This window comes from Phyllobacterium calauticae (assembly GCF_019991125.1).
In the GTDB taxonomy this organism is placed as follows: Bacteria; Pseudomonadota; Alphaproteobacteria; order Rhizobiales; family Rhizobiaceae; genus Phyllobacterium; species Phyllobacterium calauticae.
This window is the reverse complement of the sequence record NZ_JAGENB010000005.1, coordinates 163,386-180,411: the sequence shown is the minus strand read 5'-3', so window position 1 is coordinate 180,411 and position 17,026 is coordinate 163,386. Positions and strand designations below refer to the sequence as shown.

Sequence of the window (17,026 nt, the reverse complement as noted above, 5' to 3'; positions counted from 1 at the left end):
ATGATTGATAGTGTGGCAGGCTGCTTTTCATGACGAGCAATTGGATTACGACACGCGCGTGGCTCCTGATGCTGCCACTTCTCATCGTCATGATTGCGATTATCGGCTGGCCGCTGGTCGATACCGTGCGCCTTTCCTTCACCGATGCCAAACTGGTCGGCACGGCAGGCGGCTTCGTTGGCCTCGACAACTACGTGAAAATGCTGTCCGGCGCGAATTTTCAGCGGACCCTCGTTACCACCACGCTGTTCGCCGTGCTTTCGGTCGCAGCCGAAATGGTGATCGGCGTTCTCGCCGCGCTGCTCCTGAACCAGCAGTTCTATGGCCGCTCCGTCTTGCGGGCGCTGATGATCCTGCCATGGGCCCTGCCCACGGTGGTCAATGCCACCCTGTGGCGGCTGATCTACAACCCGGAATATGGCGCGCTCAACGCGGCACTCACGCAGATCGGCCTTCTTGATACCTATCGCTCATGGCTCGGCGAGCCCGGCACGGCGCTGACCGCCCTTATCGTTGCCGACTGCTGGAAGAATTTTCCGCTGGTGGCATTGATCGCGCTCGCCGCGCTGCAGGCCGTGCCACGCGATATCACCGCCGCGTCGATGGTGGACGGTGCCAGCGCCTGGGCCCGGTTCCGTTTCGTCATCATGCCCTATCTCGCCGGCCCGCTGATGGTGGCGCTGGTCCTGCGCACCATCGAAGCATTCAAGGTCTTTGACCTCATCTGGGTGATGACGCGCGGCGGCCCGGCCAACAGCACCCGCACCCTGTCCATCCTTGTGTATCAGGAAGCCTTCTCGTTTCAGCGCGCGGGGTCCGGAGCGTCGCTTGCCCTGATCGTCACGCTTCTCGTCACCGTTCTTGCCGTCGCCTATGCCGCCTTGATCCGCAAAAGCGCAGGAGCCTCCTGATGGAACGCCGCAGCCTGACAGCCACGATCCTTGTCCACGCCGCAGCGCTCCTGCTGGCGGCGGTCATCCTTGCGCCGGTGGTCTGGCTGTTCATCATGAGCATTTCGTCGACCACCGACCTCATCACCAAGCCGCTGCGCTGGTGGCCCGAAACCATCGACCTCTCACGCTATGGCGTTCTCCTGTCGAGCGTTGCCAACAGCGCCGGGGAGGCATTCGTCGCCTCGCTTTTCAACAGTCTCAAAGTGGCAGGCATGGCAACAGCGGCGGCACTTGTTGTCGCCATACCCTCGGCCTGGGCGGTGTCGCGCACGCCAAGCGTCGGCTGGTCCCTCTATGCGGTCATCGCCACCTACATGCTGCCGCCGGTCGCTCTCGCCGTTCCACTCTATATGGCCCTCTCGGCCCTCGGTCTTCTCAACAATGTTTTCGGGCTGGCCCTGGTGTATCTGACCATCCTTGCGCCCTTCACCACATGGCTGATGAAATCCGGCTTCGATTCCATTCCGCGCGAAATCGAAAGCGCCGCGACGGTCGATGGCGCGCGGCTTGACCAGATCCTGCGCCTGATTACCCTGCCATTGGCTGCGCCTGTTATGGCGACGGCAGCTCTCTTTGCCTTCCTGCTCGCCTGGGATGAATTCTTCTATGCCCTGCTGTTCACCTCCGACCAGCGGGCCAAGACCCTCACCGTCGCCATCGCCGATCTTGCAGGCGGCCGGGTCTCCGATTACGGACTGATCGCCACAGCGGGTGTGCTGGCCGCCCTGCCGCCGCTGATCATCGGTCTGTTCATGCAGCGTGCCCTGATTTCGGGCCTGACCAATGGCGGCGTCAAGGGATGAGCATGACATCTGACCAGAACCGGCCCGCCGGCCTTGTGGCGATCGAAAAGGAAATGGCGCGGCAGAATGCCGATGCAATCGCTTCCTTCGAAGCGGCAAAGCCGCTTGCCGCGACAATCGCCCAGTCGCTGCGCAAGACCGGACGCCTCCTGCTGCTCGGCATGGGCGGCTCCCACGCGGTCAGCCGGGCCGTCGAGCCGCTCTATCGCAGCCTGGGGATCGATGCGGTGGCGCTGCCCCTGTCGGAACAGCTCGGGCAGCCGGTGCCGATCAGCGGCAAGACAGTGTTTGTAACGTCCCAGTCCGGTGAAAGCGCCGAAGTGCTGCGCTGGTTTGCCGAGGCGGGCGTGGCGCCCGATACGTTCGGCCTGACGCTCGAAGGCGGATCGACGCTGGCCCGCACCGTGCCCTCGCTCGTGGGCGCCGGCGGCACCGAAAACGCCTTTGCCGCCACCCGCAGCCTGACCGTCAGTTTTGCGCTGCATCTTGCTGTTTTGACAGCGCTTGGCGATGATCCCGCGGCAGCGCTCGAGCGCCTTCAACGCGGTGACACAGCGCAGATTGATGCGGCCGTCAAAACACTCTCCGATGTTTCCTCGGTGGTAACATCGGGGCGCCGTTTGCAGGGCGTTGCCGAAGCCATAGCGCTCGGCCTCACCGAACTGTCGCGCATCCCCTGCTTCTCGCTGGAAGGCGGGCAATTGCGGCATGGGCCGATGGAAATGCTCGGACCGAAGGTCGGTGTCGTGCTGTTCCGCGGCAAGGATGCCACCGCCGGGCTGGTTGCCGGAATGGCCGTGTCCGCGTGCGAAGCAGGATCGCCTGTGGTGGTGTTCGACGCCTCGGGCGAAAAGCCGATTGATGGCGTTACCACCGTCAATGCCGGTGAAGCCGCCGGGATCGCCGCCATTTTCGCGCTGCTGCCCGCCGCGCAGCATTTCATGATCGCCTTTGCCGGTGAACGGGTCGCCGATGTCGGAACGCCCGTGCGCTCCACCAAGATTACGCGGAGCGAGTAGGAACATGCGCCCGCTGGCCGTCATTGGAAATGTCAACGTGGACCTGATCCTCGGCCCTGCCGACCCCTGGCCGACGCCCGGCACCGAGATCATGGTCGATTACGACGAACTGCGTGTCGGCGGTTCGGCCGGCAATTCGGCTTTGACCTGGGAAGGGCTCGGCATCGACTTCCAGATCGCCGCCAATGTCGGCAGCGACCAGTTCGGCCAATGGCTGCGCGAGGAATTCGGCGTGCGCGGCCAGCGCTGGCCTGTTGCCCCGATGGGAACAACCCTGTCCGTCGGTATTACCCACCCCAATGGCGAGCGCACATTCTTCACCACGCGCGGCCATCTCGGCGCCCTGTCCTGGCCGGATGTGCTCGCCATGCTGGACACGCACCAGTTGCGCGGCGGTTATGTCCTCCTGTGCGGTTCGTTCCTGACCGATGCGCTGGTTGCCGACTATGATGCGCTGTTTGACTGGGCTGATGCCAACGATATCCGCGTCGCGCTCGATACGGGCTGGCCAGCCGGCGGCTGGAGCGACGCCAACCGTGCGGCGACCCGCCGATGGCTGTCACGCTGTCACTGCGCCCTGTTCAACGAGGTGGAAACAACGCGGCTGGCCAACAGCATCGAGCCCGCAGACGCGGCGCGCACGCTGAAGGCGCTGATGCCGGAAAACGCCATCGTCGTGGTCAAATGCGGATCGGACGGTGCCCTTGCCATCGGCCCGGACAATCAGCTGGTGACGACCGATGCACCGATGGTGTCCGTTGCCGACACGATCGGCGCCGGCGATGTTTTCAATGCGGCCTTCCTGGCCGCCCTTGCCCGGGAAATGCCCCTGCAGCACTGCATCGCCGCCGGTGTCCATGTGGCATCCAAAGCCATCTCGACCGTACCCCGCCGCTATGACAGCCATGACCTCGACACCACGCCGGAGAATGCGCAATGAGCGCCCTTGAACTCATCGACATCAGGAAACGCTACGGCGTCATCGAAACCCTGAGAGGTATTGACCTGTCGCTTGCCAGCGGCGAGTTCCTGGTGCTGCTCGGCTCCTCCGGCTGCGGCAAGTCCACGCTCCTCAACATCATTGCAGGGCTGGCGGAAGCAACGGAAGGCGATGTGCGCATCGGCGACCGCTCCGTGACCGGCGTGCATCCGAAGGACCGGGACATCGCCATGGTGTTCCAGTCCTATGCGCTCTATCCGAACATGTCGGTGGCGCGCAACATCGGCTTCGGGCTGGAAATGCGCAAGGTTCCGGCGGCCGAACGCACGGACGCCGTGCGCAAGACCGCAAAAATCCTGCAGATCGAAAACCTGCTCGAACGCAAGCCTTCCGAACTTTCCGGCGGCCAGCGCCAGCGCGTCGCCATCGGCCGGGCTCTGGTGCGCGATCCGCAGATTTTCCTGTTCGACGAGCCGCTGTCGAACCTCGATGCGAAACTGCGCATGGAAATGCGCACCGAACTGAAGCGCCTGCACCTGATGCTGGGGACGACGATTGTCTATGTCACCCACGACCAGATCGAAGCGATGACGCTGGCAACCCGCATCGCCGTGATGCGCGACGGCCAGATCGAGCAATTGGCAACGCCTGATGAGATCTACAACCACCCGGCCACCCGTTATGTCGCCAGCTTCGTCGGCTCGCCGCCGATGAACATGCTGGAAGCCACGGTGGCCGAGGGTATCGCCCATATTGACGGATCGCTGAGCGGCTTTGCGCTTCCCGCCGATATCCGGGAAAAGGCCGGTCAGGCACGCGATGTCGTCATCGGCATCCGCCCCGAAAGCCTGAGCCTTGCTCCGGCTGGTGACGCGGCGCTTGGCATCGATGCCATGGTCGAGGTGGTGGAGCTGACCGGCCCCGAACTGGTGGTCACATCGACCATCGGCAGCCAGCGCCTGACCGCCAGCCTGCCGCCGAAATCGGCGGTGACAGCCGGGATGGCCCAGCGCTTTGCCATCGATGCCGGTGCCCTGCACATTTTCGACAAGGCGACCGGTAGGCGGCTCTAGCCTTCCAGCAGATAGTCCGGCATGTCCTTCAGCCGGGCGATATCGCGCAGCGGCGGCTGGCCGAACAGGCGCGCATATTCGCGGCTGAACTGCGAGGGGCTGTCATAGCCCACCGCGTGGCCCGCCGTTGCCGCGTCCAGCGACTGGCTGAGGATGAGCCGCCGTGCTTCCTGCAGCCGCAATTGCTTCTGGTATTGCAGCGGGCTCATCGACGTCACCGCCTTGAAATGCTGATGGAAGGAGGACGGGCTCATATTGGCTTCGGAGGCCACATGCTCGATGCGCAGCGTCTTGCGGAAATTGCGCTTGATCAGTCCGATGGCCTTGTTCACCTGATGCAGGCGGCTTTCCGACTGGGCGATCTGGCGCAGGCGGCCAGACTGTTCGCCCGTCAGGAGCCGGTAGAGCAGTTCACGCTCGGTCAGCGGCGCCAGCATGGAAATGTCCTTCGGCGTATCGAGAAGGCGGACGAGCCGCACGACATTGTCGAGCAGGTCCGGCCCCATCGGATTGAGCGACATGCCGCGGTCGGGCAGCTGGTTACTGAAACTTTCCTTCGGCGCTTCCAGCAGCAATGCGCTGAGCATGGTGGGATCAAGGTCAAGGCGCAGCGACAGATAGGGCTCGTCTTCCGACGCTTCGATGACATGTCCGACAATCGGCAGATCAACGGAAACGGTCAGATAGGTCGCCTTGTCATAATAATAGACCTCGTCACCCAGCATTGTGCGCTTGCGGCCCTGGGCGATCACACAGACCGCCGGTTCATGCACCACATGGTTCGGCTCGGTCGGCGCCGTGGCACGGGCGAGGTTCAGGCGCGGAATATCCGTCGAAAACAGCCCATCGGCACCCGTGTGCTTTTCGATCAATTGTGCAAGCTCGGTAATTTTGTCCACGGCAGTTCTCCTCGGGTAATGCCCACCCTATCTAGGTGTCATCACGCGCGCGAACCAGAGCCGAACCGCCAGCTTTGATCCGCTTTGGAGGATTGTGCAATCATCCGGCAGTTTTGGTCAATCGCGACGGCGCGCTTTACGCCGCCCTGCCGCTTGCGATCTGGCGGATGAAATGGCCGGGCTCGATAGCGACGATGCGATCCTGCGGCACCGCTGACAAGCGCCGGACTTCGTCGACATCGGCCGCCTTCAATTGCGCCTTCGGATCGTCGAACCGCATCTGCGGATCGGGCACCGCCGACAGGAGAAGCCGGGTGTAGGGATGCTGCGGGTTGTCGATGACCTTGTTGACATTGCCCCACTCGACGATCTGTCCGGCATACATGACGACAATGTCCTCGGCGACGTAGCGGGCAGTGGCGATGTCATGGGTGATATAAAGCAGCGCAAGCTTCATGTCCCGCTTCATCTCGTTGAGCAGGTTGAGCACGCCGAGACGCACCGAGACATCCAGCATGGATGTCGGCTCATCCGCCACGATCACTTCGGCGCCGACCGCCAGCGTGCGGGCGATGTTGACGCGCTGGCGCTGTCCGCCCGACAGTTCATGCGGGTGTTTGCGCGCGACGATTTTCGGATCGAGCTTGACCCGGGTCAGCAGTTCCTCAATGGCAGCATCGAGCTGTTTTCCCCGCAGATCGCGCCGGTGCAACTGCAGCGGGCGGCGCAGGTGATAGTCGATTGTATGGGCCGGATTGAGCGAGGAAAACGGATCCTGGAAGATCATCTGCACCGAGCGGCGATAGGCGGCGAGCGCCTTGGCGTTGTCGGTCGCGACAGGTTTGCCCTTGAACAGCAGCTGGCCTTCGCTTGGCATGTATTCCCGCATCACCAGCCGGGCGCAGGTGGTCTTGCCGCTGCCGGATTCACCGACAAGCGCAAGGGTCCGGCCGGCATGCAGCTCGAAGGAAACCGACTGCGCCGCATTCACGTTGAAGGGCGCGGTGCCAAAGGACTTCGACACGCGGTCGAGCGCAAGGATGGCGGTTTGCGGATCGCTCATATCGATACCTTCTCCATCACCGGTTCTCCGTGCAGCGACGGGAAGGAAGCCCAGAGCTTTTTGGTGTAGTCGTGCTGTGGCGCGCCATAGATGTTTTCCGCGGTGTTCTGCTCCACGAGCCTGCCCGCCAGCATGATGCCGATGCGGTCGCAGAACTGCACCATCAGGCCGAGGTCATGGGTGATGAACAGCACGGAAAAGCCGAAGGTACGGCGCAGCTCGTTGATGCGCTGCAGGATCTCGCGCTGCACCACCACATCGAGCGCGGTGGTCGGCTCGTCCATCACGACGATCTTCGGATTGAGCGCAAGGCAGATCGCAATAACGATACGCTGGCGCATGCCACCGGAAAACTGGTGCTGATAATCCTTCATCCGGTCGGGCGGAATATCGACAAGACGCAGCATCTCCGCCGTCCGCTCGCGCGCCTGCGCCCGGTTCATCTTCTGGTGCGTGCGCAGCACGTCATAAAACTGTTCCTGAATGCGCAGCACGGGATTGAGCGAATTCATGGCGCTCTGGAACACCATGGCAACTTCGCGCCAGCGGAAATCCCGCAACTGCGCCGGGTTGAGATCAAGCACATCCCTGTCCTCGAGCAGTATCCGGCCGGAGCGGATCAATGCCGGCGGCTTGTGCAGCCGGCTGATGGCAAAGGCGATGGTGCTCTTGCCGCAACCGGATTCTCCGGCAAGACCGAAGACTTCCCCGCGGGCGACGTCGAAGCTGACATCGTCCACTGCGCGAAAATCCGTGCTGTCGCCGATATAGTCGATGGTGAGGTTTTTCACCTGAAGCAGCGGTGCGGTCACAGGCGGCCCTCCCCGGAGCGGATCAGTGCCGACCAGCGGCTCATGCTGTTTCCCGTGCGAAGGCGCGGATTGGCGATCTCGTCGACCGCAAAGTTCAGCAGCGACAGGCCGATCCCCAGCAGCGCGAGGGCGAAACACGGGGTCAGGATATCCCACCAGGCGCCGACGGACAGGGCTGACGCTTTTTGCGCGTTGTACAGCATCATGCCCCAGGACACGGTCTTGGGATCGCCAAGGCCAAGGAACTCCAGCGTTGCTTCCGTGATGATCGCGAAAATCACGCTGCCGATGAAATTGATGCCGACGATGGAAATCAGATTGGGGAAGATTTCAAAGGTCATGATACGCCAGCGCGGCTCGCCCATCATTTCGGCCGATTTGACAAAATCCTTCTGCTTAACCGACAGGGTTTCGGCGCGGGTAACGCGCGCGCCCCAGGCCCAGGACGTGCAGCCGAGGATAATGGCAATGACCAGCGGGCTGGCCTGACCGATGAAGGAGGCAAGCACCAGCAGCAGCGGCAGGTTGGGCACCACCAGCACCATATTGGTGAAGAAGCTGATGACTTCATCTGTCTTGCCGCCGCGATAACCGGCAATGATGCCGAGCGCCGTGCCCAGCACCGTAATCAGGAGCCCGGCGCCGAAACCGACGGCAAGCGATGTCCGCGCCCCGTAGATCAACCGGGCAAAGACATCCTGGCCGATGCGTGTGGTGCCGAGCCAATGCTCGGCCGACGGCGGCTGGTGCGGCCGGCCGACGCGCGCTGCCGGGTTATACTCTGTCAGCAGCGGTGCCGCGAGGGCGATCAGGACGATGATCAGAAGAATGATCATGCCGACCAGGGCCTTGCGGTTGCGGACAAGTCCGGCGATGAGAGGTTGCATGGCTCATGTCCTCCGCAGGCGCGGATCGAGCAGCACATAGCTGATATCCACGATGAAATTGGCGACAAGCATGGCGATGGTCATGATCAGGAGCTGGCCCTGAATGACGGGATAGTCGCGGGCGAGAATGGCCTGGTAGAGGATGTTCCCGAGGCCGGGATAATTGAACACGACTTCGGTGACCAGCGAACCGCCGAGCACCGTGCCGATGGCGATGGCAAGGCTGCTGACCGTTGGCAGGAGCGCATTGCGCGCCGCATACCAGATCATGACCCGGCTGTCGGAAAGCCCCTTGGCCCGCCCCATGACGATATAATCCTCGCCAAGAAGGTTGATCATGTTGTTGCGCATGGTGACGGCAAAACCACCGGTCAGCACCGTGCACAAGGTCAGCATCGGCAGGATGCCGTGATAGAGAACGCTGAGGATATAGGTCAGGGAGAACGCGGGATCGAGCGCCGGATCGGCGGAATAGCCCGTCGGGAACCAGTTGAGCGTGAAGCCGAAGAAGAAGAGCACGATCAGCGACGTGACCACCGCCGGGACGGAGGTGGCGAAGATCGCGCCGACGGACACGACGACGTCGAAGACACTGCCGCGCCGCCAGGCGGCGAGAATGCCGAGGAATGTCCCGAGCGTGAAACTGATCAGCGTGGCGGTTCCCATCAGGGCCACGGTCCAGATCAGGGCATGGCCGAGAACCTCCGTTACCGGCAGCGGAAAATATTTGATCGACCGGCCGAGATCACCCGTGAAAATGCTCTTGAGATAAGTGAGGTACTGCTGCCAGAGCGGCCCGTCGACGAAGCCGAAAGTCAGTTTCAGCGACGCGAGATTTTCCGCCGACAGTTCCGTGCCGGTGCTGGAAAACATGATCTGGATCGGATCCCCCGGCATCAGGCGCGGCAGGAAGAAATTGATCGTGGCAGCCGCAATGAAGGCAGCCAGATAGAATCCGAGGCGTCGAAGCAAAAAGGCCATATGCATCTCCCATCGCGGCGGGGACAGGTTTCACCCATCCCCGCCTGTGCGATGCCTATTTGACCGGCTCAAGCGCCAGGAGGTGGATGAGACGCGCCGGGTTGTTGCGGGTGATCGACGGATTGACGAAGGGGTGCTCCTTTGTCGACCAGCCGGTGAACCGCTTGGTGTTGTACTGATACCAGTTCGGATTGTTGAACACCGGCATCATCGGCAGGTTTTCCGCAACAATGCGCTGGGCCTTGTTCATCACGGTCTTCTGTTCAGCCGGATCAGCGGTCCGTGTGAAATCCACCAGCAGCTTGGCGAGATCAGGATTGAACCAGCGCTGCGCGGTAAAGCGGGTCTTGCCCTTGTCCTGCTCGTTATAGGCGCGCTGATAGGGATAATAGGGTGAGGCCGCCGCCGGCAGGCTGTTGATGGCCATGTCGAAATTGCCATTGATCAGGTTACCCGACCAGACGGCCTCTTCCGGCGTTGCGATCTTCACGTCGAGCCCGGCCGCCTGCATGCCTTCAATTGCGATCTGCACCGTGTCGATCCAGTCCGTCCAGGCATTGGGCACGATCAGCGAGAACGACAGCTTTGTGCCATCGGGGTTGTCACGGAAGCCGTCGCCGTCCTTGTCCACATAGCCCGCCTCGTCGAGCAGGGCCTTGGCCGCGTCCGTGTCATATTTGCCGTATTTGCCGAAGTCGGTCAGCACAGACGGATCGGACCAGTTCTTGTACAGTTCGCCCATGCCCGAGGGATCGTCATTCAGCGTGGGATAGCCGTAGCCGGCCACGTCGATCATGCCCTTGCGGTCCAGCGCCATGCTGACGGCGCGGCGGAATTTCACGTCGTTGAAGGCCTTGCGGTTGTTGGCGTTGGCCGTTTCCAGATTGAACAGGAAGGCAACCATGCTGCCCGGCGTGTACCAGTAGTGGAAGTTCTTCGGGTCCTTGGCCACATAGGTGTTCTCGATATCCGGCAGGAACGACACACCCCAATCGAGCGTACCATTGGCGGTTGCGGTCAGGATCTGGTTGTTATCGGCCAATTGCGGGAAGCGCATGCAGTCGATCTTGAGGTCCTTGGCATCCCAGTAGTTCGGATTGCGGCACTGGTCGTAGGTCTGGCCGGTGAACCGGGCAATCTCGGTCATCGGGCCGCTGCCGACCGGATTCTCGTTGGCGAAGGTTACCGGATCGGCAATGTCCTTCCAGACATGTTCCGGAATGATCGGAACCTGCACCAGCTGGTCGGCGGCCAGCGAGCTTGGATTGACCAGCTTGAAACGAATGGTCTGCGCATCGACAACCTCGACGCCGCTGATGAATTTCCAGATGCTGACGAAATCCAGCGCCGGGAACTTCTGCAGATAGTCATAGGTGAATTTGACGTCGGCCGAGGTCAGCGGCTTGCCATCCGACCATTTCATATCCGGCCGCAGCTTGAACTCGATGCTCTTCAGATCGTCCGCCAGCTTGAAACTTTCGGCGAGGCGATAGTTCGGCTTGTTGTTGTCGAAGCGGTTGAAGACGACGAGCGGCTCATAAATGAAATCAAGCGTGCTCTGACGGGCCGACGTCTGGTTGAACGGATTGAAATTGCGCACCCAGGTGGTGGCCGGCTCGATGTTGACGGTCAGCACCGTCTGCGCCATGGCAGGCGCAGACAGGAGCATCATTGCAGAAGCTGCTGCAAACAGACGGTTTCTCGACATGCATATTCCCCTGTTTTTATTAATTAAAGACGATCAGCTGACCAGTGCACCTGCAAACATGTCTTCCACTTCCGCATGCACCGCCTTGACATCGACTTTCAGCGATCCAAGCCGGGCATTGGCGGCGGCGATGCGGCGGGCGGCGTCTGCGGTCAGCGGGCGGGATGCCTTCGCCGCCGCTTCGCTGTCCGCGAGGTCGCCATGGCTGTGCAGCGCAATATCGAAGCCCGCGTCGAGAACCTGCGCGACGCGTTCCGGCATGGTGCCGGTCAGAGAATTCATGAAAATGCAGTCGGAGATGAGGACACCGTCATACCCCAGGTCCTTGCGGATGACATCCAGCATGACGGGCGAGACGGAAGCGGGCTGCTCCTTGTCATAGGCCGAATAGACCACATGCGCCACCATCGCCCAGGGCGTATCCTTGAGATCGATGAACGGCTTGAAATCCGTTGCAAGGAGGGTTTCCTTGCTCGCATCGACGACCGGCCGCTCCTTGTGGGAATCCAGCGTGGCGCGGCCGTGGCCCGGGATGTGCTTCATGACCGGCATGTTGCCCGTCTCCAGCAAACCGTCGATGACCTCGCGGCCGAGCAGCGTCACGAGTTCCGGATCAGCCCCGAACGACCGGGCGCCGATGACGTCGCTTGTGGTATCGAACACCAGATCGAGCACCGGCGAGCAGCCGCTGGACAGTCCAAGCTCGGTCATCATGGTGCCCATGGCACGGGAAGAGAGCCGCAGCGCCTTTCGCGCCAGCTCAAGATCATGCCGTGCGAGACGGGCAAACTCGCCAAAACTGCGGAACAGCGGCCACGGGCCGGCGTCGAGATGCTGAACGCGGCCGCCCTCCTGGTCGGTGAAGACCGGCGCATCGGCACGCCCGACAGCCTCGCGGAAACTTTCGATCAATGCCTTGACCTGCTCGGGCTCACGCTGGTTGCGGCGGCCGACAAAGAGGCCGAGCGGGTTGGTCTCGCGAAACAGCGCGATCTCATCGGGTGACAGGACCGGGTTGGGAATGCCGACGAACAGGGCGAGAGGCAATTGGCTGGACACTGTATTCACTCCATGGGAACTGTGATTGGGGATAGGCTTCAGGTTCGCTTGGCGCGCAACATGCCCTGATAGATGCCTTTGTTTTCGGCTGGGATTTCGGTGGCGCCGGCGGCCTTCACGTAGAAGTCCACCGGACCGGCATCACCGATGAACGCATAGGCATGGCCGAGCGTTTTCATGGTTTGCAAGGCGGCTGAAAAGAGGGCAAGGCCGAAGCCCTTCCCCTGCTTGTCGGGATGGACGCCCGTCGGGCCGAAAAAGCCGCGCGCTATCGCGTCGTAGCAGACAAATCCTGCAAGCGCGCCATCCTCGATGGCGATGAGACAGGCCGAGGGCTGGCGGGTGATGGCAACCGTGACTTCGCTAGCCCAATTGGCACTGAAATGTTCGCGGACCCAGTCCGTGACCAGTTGCGCCTCGGGCGCGAGCACCGGACGGATGGTCACAGCAACGCCGTCAGCCTTGGTCTTCAGTTCGGCCAGCTTGTCGGTGTACAAGCTTACAAGTAAATCAGACACCGCTGCTCCTCATCCAAATAATTCCATTGTAATGGAATATATCCCCTTTTAATGTAATAGAGTTGGATTTTTTGCGCGCGCTTGTCAACTGTTTTTCGGGGCGGCATCTCTCCCGCGTCCCCGCTGTCCACCCGATTCCTGCGACTTCCGGTTTTGCGCGATCCCGCTTATCCGCTGGACGGAACCTCCCTGCATCACCGACGGGACATCAATGGCCTTGAATGGGCGTTTCGATTCGCACGAGGTCGCCCGTCATTTACCGGTCGGGCGGGAAATGACGTAAACGGCGCAGGCGATGAAGAACAACATGACGACACCGCCGAGAAGCGGCGTCGGCCGCGCAAAATACCAGAAGGAGCCATAACCGAACGCCATGCCGCCGCAGGCAATCCATTTCACCCGGAGCGGAATGGCGCCATGGCGCTGCCACTGCACCAGAGTCGGGCCGAAGACCGGGTGTTCCAGCAGCCATTTCTCGAAACGCGGCGAAGAACGGCCGAAACACCAGGCGGCGATGATCAGGAAAATGGTGGTGGGCATGACCGGAAGGAGCGCGCCGATAAAGCCGAGCGCAACCATCACCCAGCCAAGCGCGAAATAAAACGCGCGTCGCGTTCCGTTCATCCTGCCCGCTCCTTCGCTAGCCCTTGGCGATACGAGAAGCGGTTTATCCCGTGGCGATGCGGTTGTCAGCCGGCAACCGCATCAACCCTATTGTTTCAAAGACCAAAATGCCCCTTCAGGCCCGGAACCGATGCAACGATCTTATCGACGAGCTGCGGATCGGCGGATTGCTTGGCATGGGCGATCACGGCGGTACCCGCCTGCTGAATCTGCTCCACCGTCAAGCCGCTGGCCTTGAGCGCCGCCATGCCATTGACCAGCGCGCCGACTTTTTCACCCGCAGCGCCGCTGAGAAAACCGGTTATGCTGGAGATGAGCCCGCCCGACTGGTTGCCGGCAGCCATGACGTCGAAACTCTGCGCCAACTGGGCGGCGCCCGGCATCTTGGCAAAAAGGCTGGCTGCCTGTTCCGGAGCTTCATGCTGGAGCACGGACAACACGGTTCCTGCCGCCTTTTCCGCTGCCTGCGGATCGAGATTGGCTTGGGTGGCTATGGTGTTCACCAGATCCTGGATCGGCATGGCATTCTCCTGTTTGCGAGCGCAGAGCCGGATATTATACCGCCTCTGTGAGCGTTGGATGACGCCAGAAAAGCCACGGCGTTGCAAGCAGAAACGCCCGGACAGGCAATTGAGCCGTCCGGGCGTGCTTGGAATTCAATCGCGGCCTGCCGAATGGCAGGCTGTTCCTATTCAGACTTCAGGCGGGTGTTGCATGCACTCCAGTATTGCGGCCATGTCTGGCCGGCAACCTTGTTGGCAGCCTTTGCCTTTTGCCACTCATCGCCGCATTCGCGAATGCGGGAACGGAATGCGATTTCACCGGCAGACAAAGGTTTGCCGTTGGCGGCGGTTTCGGTTGCTGCGCCCGCTTTGCCGGCGGTCGCCTTGGCTGGCGCGGCGGCCGGTTCCGGCGGCATTGCCGCATCGGATTTGTCGGCCTTGAGACTGTCGCTGCACGCCGACAGGAACTGCGGCCACTTCTGATCCTTCAATGTACCGGCGGTTTTGGCAGCCTGATACTGGGTGCTGCATTCCTTGGTCACCGCTTTGGCCGACATGGTTCCGGCTGCTGCCGGCGCTGCTGCCATTGCCGGCGTTTTGGCCGGCTTGGTGGCGTCCTGAGCCTGCTTGACCGCCGGTGCCGTGGCCGCAGGAGCCGGTGCCGCAGCATCGGTCTTCAGGCTCGCACTGCAGGTCGACAGGAACTGCGGCCATTTCTGGCCATTGAGCGTACCGGCCTGCTTGGCCGCATTGTACTTCGTGCTGCACTCTTTGGTGACAGACTGGGCAGCGGTGCTCGCTGCGGATGCAGGGAGGGCAAATAGTGTCAATCCGGCGCCGACAATCACCGATGCGGCGAGCGTATGTGTCAGAAACTGGTTCATCTTCACATGTTCCTTGCGATCTGGTTCGCGTTTCCCCCGGGCACGCACCATGCGTTCCGGTTTAACAATGCCTTGATGCCTCCCGTCCCTGGGGAGTGAAGCGCATTTTCAACGCACCACTCGAAGTCATCAAGTGGAATCTGCACGTCGATTGTGGCTGAAAATGTCTCGCTTCCAGGAATATTTGCAGGTGAATTGCGCATCAGCGTGACCCGGCATGATTGATCCATGGCATTGCAAACACAGCATGATCTTCTCACTTACTGATTGCAAGTGAGTTCATATTCTACCGGAGGTATGGCAAAGGGGTGGCTGCGAACAGGCCGGCAGCCGGCTTCGGATCTCGATCGATTTCCATCGCTCATCCGAGGAGGGCGGCATGGCGCGGGAAAACCCGCGCCATGCCGGAACAACTTAAGCGACGGCAGCGAGCCTGTCTTCGACCGGTTCCGGAACCGATGCGATCGTGCGCAAAATCTGCGACGCGATCTGGTAGGGATCGCCCTGGGAATTCGGACGGCGATCTTCGAGGTAGCCCCGGTAGCCATTGGCGACAAAGCTGTGCGGCACGCGGATCGACGCACCGCGATCGGCGACGCCATAGCTGAACTGATGGATGGACTGGGTCTCGTGCTTGCCGGTCAGGCGCAGATGATTGTCCGGTCCGTATACGGCAATATGCTCATCGCAGGCGGCTTCGAACGCAGCCATGACCTGTTCGAAATAATCCTTGCCGCCGACTTCGCGCATATAGTCCGTCGAGAAGTTGGCATGCATGCCGGAACCATTCCAATCGGTATCACCCAGCGGCTTGCAATGGTATTCGACGTCGATACCGTACTTTTCGCACAGACGCTGCAGGAGATAGCGCGCCATCCAGATTTCGTCCGCGGCCTTCTTGGAGCCCTTGCCGAAAATCTGGAATTCCCACTGTCCCTTGGCCACTTCGGCATTGATGCCTTCGTGGTTCAGACCGGCAGCAAGGCAGATATCGAGATGTTCTTCGACGATCTTGCGGGCGACATCGCCGACATTGCTGTAGCCGACGCCCGTATAATAGGGGCCCTGGGGCGCAGGGAAGCCGGCCTCGGGGAAGCCGAGCGGGCGGCCGTTCTTGTAGAGGAAATATTCCTGTTCGAACCCGAACCATGCGCCTTCATCGTCATTGATGCTTGCACGCGTATTGGAAGGATGTGGTGTCTTGCCATCGGGCATCATCACTTCGCACATCACGAGAACGCCATTCTTGCGCTCGCTGTCCGGATAGACGGCAACCGGCTTCAAAACGCAATCCGAACTTCTGCCCTCGGCCTGCATCGTCGAACTTCCGTCAAAGTTCCAGAGAGGCAGCTGTTCCAGTTTGGGGAAAGCGTCGAATTCCTTGACCTGCGTCTTGCCGCGAAGGTTGGGGACCGGCGTGTAACCGTCGAGCCAGATGTATTCGAGTTTGTATTTTGTCATTATGGCTTCTCTCATAGGTAGTTGTGCGTGCTGATCCTTTTTGCCGGTGCTGCGCCCAATCGTGCGCCATCACCTGCGGATACACTACCCAAAGCAATTTGCGTGCCACTTTCGACGGAGGCTTAATTGCGGGCCCGCCCGGAGGCGTAAAAACAGCAAATGACAGCTTGCCAGCAAACAAAACCGGGCCGCCAAGACAGACAGCCGCGCTCAACAATTGCACATTGTCTGCCGATATTTTGTGCAACTGCGAAAATCCTGTGCAGCACCACTTGCTGCAAAACAAAACCGGCAGCTCCCATGGGAACTGCCGGCGATCATTTGCATTAGCAATCCGTGGACTGCCCGAACTCCAACCCGAACGCTATACGGACCCTTCGCAGCAGGCCGAGCGAACGCGCGCGCCCATGGCAAGCAGGCTCTTGGATACTGCGGGTTGATCCACCGTAAACGGGCGCTGCCAATTATTGGATGCGACAGCTTCAATATTTTTTCGCGCCACAGATTTCATAAGGAGTTCAAGCTCGCTGCGGGTCACATGGTCAGCGCGCATGACGGCGTTGATCATGGGATCTGATAAAGCTTCAGCAAGGGTAAGATCGGCATATGTCTGTGGCATGATGCTCTCCTTCTGCGCGGCAACGGCGCCGCAATAACGAATAGAATGGTAAATCAGTACTTTTGTAAGGCGTCGGCCCGAACACCAATTTGAAAAATTGACATGAGAACCAAATGCGTGTTACCGGTAAGTAACAACCCATAGTTACTGGACGGTAACATCTATGTCAAGCGCGCCTACGCAGGAAATTTCGAAACCTCACGATACTGTTATATCAGGG

18 protein-coding genes are annotated in these 17,026 nt (G+C 60.8%); 5 read left to right on the top strand and 13 right to left on the bottom strand.

The annotated features are described in order from the left end of the window. The first annotated feature begins 29 nt into the window (after nt 1-29). Genes J1W56_RS18350 through J1W56_RS18330 form a run of 5 tightly spaced genes read left to right on the top strand, consistent with a single transcriptional unit; the run spans nt 30 to nt 4,788 of the window. A complete protein-coding gene (locus J1W56_RS18350) occupies nt 30-911 on the top strand; it encodes a carbohydrate ABC transporter permease (RefSeq protein WP_223614738.1) in 882 nt (293 codons plus the stop codon). Next, nucleotides 911-1,756, top strand: a complete 846-nt coding sequence (locus J1W56_RS18345) for a carbohydrate ABC transporter permease (RefSeq protein ID WP_130271882.1) — start codon at nt 911-913, stop codon at nt 1,754-1,756. The genes J1W56_RS18350 and J1W56_RS18345 overlap by 1 nt, the downstream gene beginning before the upstream one ends. Beyond that, a complete protein-coding gene (locus J1W56_RS18340) occupies nt 1,753-2,775 on the top strand; it encodes an SIS domain-containing protein (RefSeq protein WP_223614737.1) in 1,023 nt (340 codons plus the stop codon). Before J1W56_RS18345 ends, J1W56_RS18340 begins: the two co-directional genes overlap by 4 nt. A gap of 4 nt (nt 2,776-2,779) precedes the next feature. After that, a complete protein-coding gene (locus tag J1W56_RS18335) occupies nt 2,780-3,715 on the top strand; it encodes a PfkB family carbohydrate kinase (protein WP_223614736.1) in 936 nt (311 codons plus the stop codon). Next, the gene (locus J1W56_RS18330) at nt 3,712-4,788 is read left to right on the top strand and encodes an ABC transporter ATP-binding protein (RefSeq protein ID WP_223614735.1); all 1,077 of its coding nucleotides are present in this window, start codon (nt 3,712-3,714) and stop codon (nt 4,786-4,788) included. The genes J1W56_RS18335 and J1W56_RS18330 overlap by 4 nt, the downstream gene beginning before the upstream one ends. Here J1W56_RS18330 and J1W56_RS18325 read toward each other — a convergent pair. The 13 genes from J1W56_RS18325 to J1W56_RS18265 all read right to left on the bottom strand — a co-directional run bounded on the left by J1W56_RS18325 (nt 4,785) and on the right by J1W56_RS18265 (nt 16,806). Beyond that, the gene (locus tag J1W56_RS18325) at nt 4,785-5,687 is read right to left on the bottom strand and encodes an AraC family transcriptional regulator (protein ID WP_105733355.1); all 903 of its coding nucleotides are present in this window, start codon (nt 5,685-5,687) and stop codon (nt 4,785-4,787) included. The genes J1W56_RS18330 and J1W56_RS18325 overlap by 4 nt on opposite strands. Nucleotides 5,688-5,823: 136 nt before the next feature. Beyond that, nucleotides 5,824-6,750, bottom strand: a complete 927-nt coding sequence (locus J1W56_RS18320; RefSeq protein ID WP_223614734.1) for an ABC transporter ATP-binding protein — start codon at nt 6,748-6,750, stop codon at nt 5,824-5,826. Next, nucleotides 6,747-7,562: an ABC transporter ATP-binding protein gene (locus J1W56_RS18315; RefSeq protein WP_223614733.1), complete on the bottom strand. Its 816-nt coding sequence runs from the start codon at nt 7,560-7,562 to the stop codon at nt 6,747-6,749. The genes J1W56_RS18320 and J1W56_RS18315 overlap by 4 nt, the downstream gene beginning before the upstream one ends. After that, nucleotides 7,559-8,437 (bottom strand): ABC transporter permease, encoded by an 879-nt coding sequence (locus J1W56_RS18310; protein WP_223614936.1) that lies wholly within the window; start codon nt 8,435-8,437, stop codon nt 7,559-7,561. Before J1W56_RS18310 ends, J1W56_RS18315 begins: the two co-directional genes overlap by 4 nt. Before the next feature lie 15 nt (nt 8,438-8,452). Next, nucleotides 8,453-9,430 carry an ABC transporter permease gene (locus J1W56_RS18305; protein ID WP_105733352.1) on the bottom strand — a complete coding sequence of 326 codons (978 nt, stop codon included), beginning with the start codon at nt 9,428-9,430 and terminating at the stop codon, nt 8,453-8,455. A 55-nt stretch (nt 9,431-9,485) separates the two neighbouring features. Then, nucleotides 9,486-11,138: an ABC transporter substrate-binding protein gene (locus J1W56_RS18300; RefSeq protein WP_223614732.1), complete on the bottom strand. Its 1,653-nt coding sequence runs from the start codon at nt 11,136-11,138 to the stop codon at nt 9,486-9,488. A 33-nt stretch (nt 11,139-11,171) separates the two neighbouring features. Continuing rightward, nucleotides 11,172-12,197: a glycoside hydrolase family 3 N-terminal domain-containing protein gene (locus J1W56_RS18295; RefSeq protein WP_223614731.1), complete on the bottom strand. Its 1,026-nt coding sequence runs from the start codon at nt 12,195-12,197 to the stop codon at nt 11,172-11,174. Nucleotides 12,198-12,235: 38 nt separating this feature from the next. Continuing rightward, a complete protein-coding gene (locus J1W56_RS18290; RefSeq protein WP_223614730.1) occupies nt 12,236-12,715 on the bottom strand; it encodes a GNAT family N-acetyltransferase in 480 nt (159 codons plus the stop codon). 252 nt (nt 12,716-12,967) lie between these two features. Then, nucleotides 12,968-13,339, bottom strand: coding sequence for a YbaN family protein (locus J1W56_RS18285; RefSeq protein ID WP_223614729.1), 372 nt, complete (start codon nt 13,337-13,339; stop codon nt 12,968-12,970). A gap of 95 nt (nt 13,340-13,434) precedes the next feature. Then, on the bottom strand, nt 13,435-13,860 hold the full coding sequence (locus tag J1W56_RS18280; protein WP_223614728.1) for a hypothetical protein: 426 nt from the start codon (nt 13,858-13,860) through the stop codon (nt 13,435-13,437). A gap of 167 nt (nt 13,861-14,027) precedes the next feature. After that, on the bottom strand, nt 14,028-14,726 hold the full coding sequence (locus J1W56_RS18275; RefSeq protein WP_223614727.1) for a hypothetical protein: 699 nt from the start codon (nt 14,724-14,726) through the stop codon (nt 14,028-14,030). A 414-nt stretch (nt 14,727-15,140) separates the two neighbouring features. Then, on the bottom strand, nt 15,141-16,187 hold the full coding sequence (locus tag J1W56_RS18270; RefSeq protein WP_223614726.1) for a glutamine synthetase beta-grasp domain-containing protein: 1,047 nt from the start codon (nt 16,185-16,187) through the stop codon (nt 15,141-15,143). 364 nt (nt 16,188-16,551) lie between these two features. Next, entirely contained in the window at nt 16,552-16,806 is a 255-nt protein-coding gene (locus tag J1W56_RS18265; RefSeq protein ID WP_223614725.1) for a hypothetical protein, read from the bottom strand. Nucleotides 16,807-17,026: the final 220 nt, after the last annotated feature.

Excerpts from the sequence above, each read along its gene's own strand:
- J1W56_RS18340 (WP_223614737.1), top strand. The coding sequence starts at position 1,753 with ATGAGCATGACATCTGACCAGAACCGGCCCGCCGGCCTTGTGGCGATC.
- J1W56_RS18320 (WP_223614734.1), bottom strand. The coding sequence starts at position 6,750 with ATGAGCGATCCGCAAACCGCCATCCTTGCGCTCGACCGCGTGTCGAAG.
- J1W56_RS18280 (WP_223614728.1), bottom strand. The coding sequence starts at position 13,860 with ATGCCGATCCAGGATCTGGTGAACACCATAGCCACCCAAGCCAATCTC.
- J1W56_RS18285 (WP_223614729.1), bottom strand. The coding sequence starts at position 13,339 with ATGAACGGAACGCGACGCGCGTTTTATTTCGCGCTTGGCTGGGTGATG.
- J1W56_RS18270 (WP_223614726.1), bottom strand. The coding sequence starts at position 16,187 with ATGACAAAATACAAACTCGAATACATCTGGCTCGACGGTTACACGCCG.
- J1W56_RS18300 (WP_223614732.1), bottom strand. The coding sequence starts at position 11,138 with ATGTCGAGAAACCGTCTGTTTGCAGCAGCTTCTGCAATGATGCTCCTG.
- J1W56_RS18265 (WP_223614725.1), bottom strand. The coding sequence starts at position 16,806 with ATGCCACAGACATATGCCGATCTTACCCTTGCTGAAGCTTTATCAGAT.
- J1W56_RS18275 (WP_223614727.1), bottom strand. The coding sequence starts at position 14,726 with ATGAACCAGTTTCTGACACATACGCTCGCCGCATCGGTGATTGTCGGC.
- J1W56_RS18305 (WP_105733352.1), bottom strand. The coding sequence starts at position 9,430 with ATGGCCTTTTTGCTTCGACGCCTCGGATTCTATCTGGCTGCCTTCATT.
- J1W56_RS18330 (WP_223614735.1), top strand. The coding sequence starts at position 3,712 with ATGAGCGCCCTTGAACTCATCGACATCAGGAAACGCTACGGCGTCATC.
- J1W56_RS18350 (WP_223614738.1), top strand. The coding sequence starts at position 30 with ATGACGAGCAATTGGATTACGACACGCGCGTGGCTCCTGATGCTGCCA.
- J1W56_RS18335 (WP_223614736.1), top strand. The coding sequence starts at position 2,780 with ATGCGCCCGCTGGCCGTCATTGGAAATGTCAACGTGGACCTGATCCTC.
- J1W56_RS18345 (WP_130271882.1), top strand. The coding sequence starts at position 911 with ATGGAACGCCGCAGCCTGACAGCCACGATCCTTGTCCACGCCGCAGCG.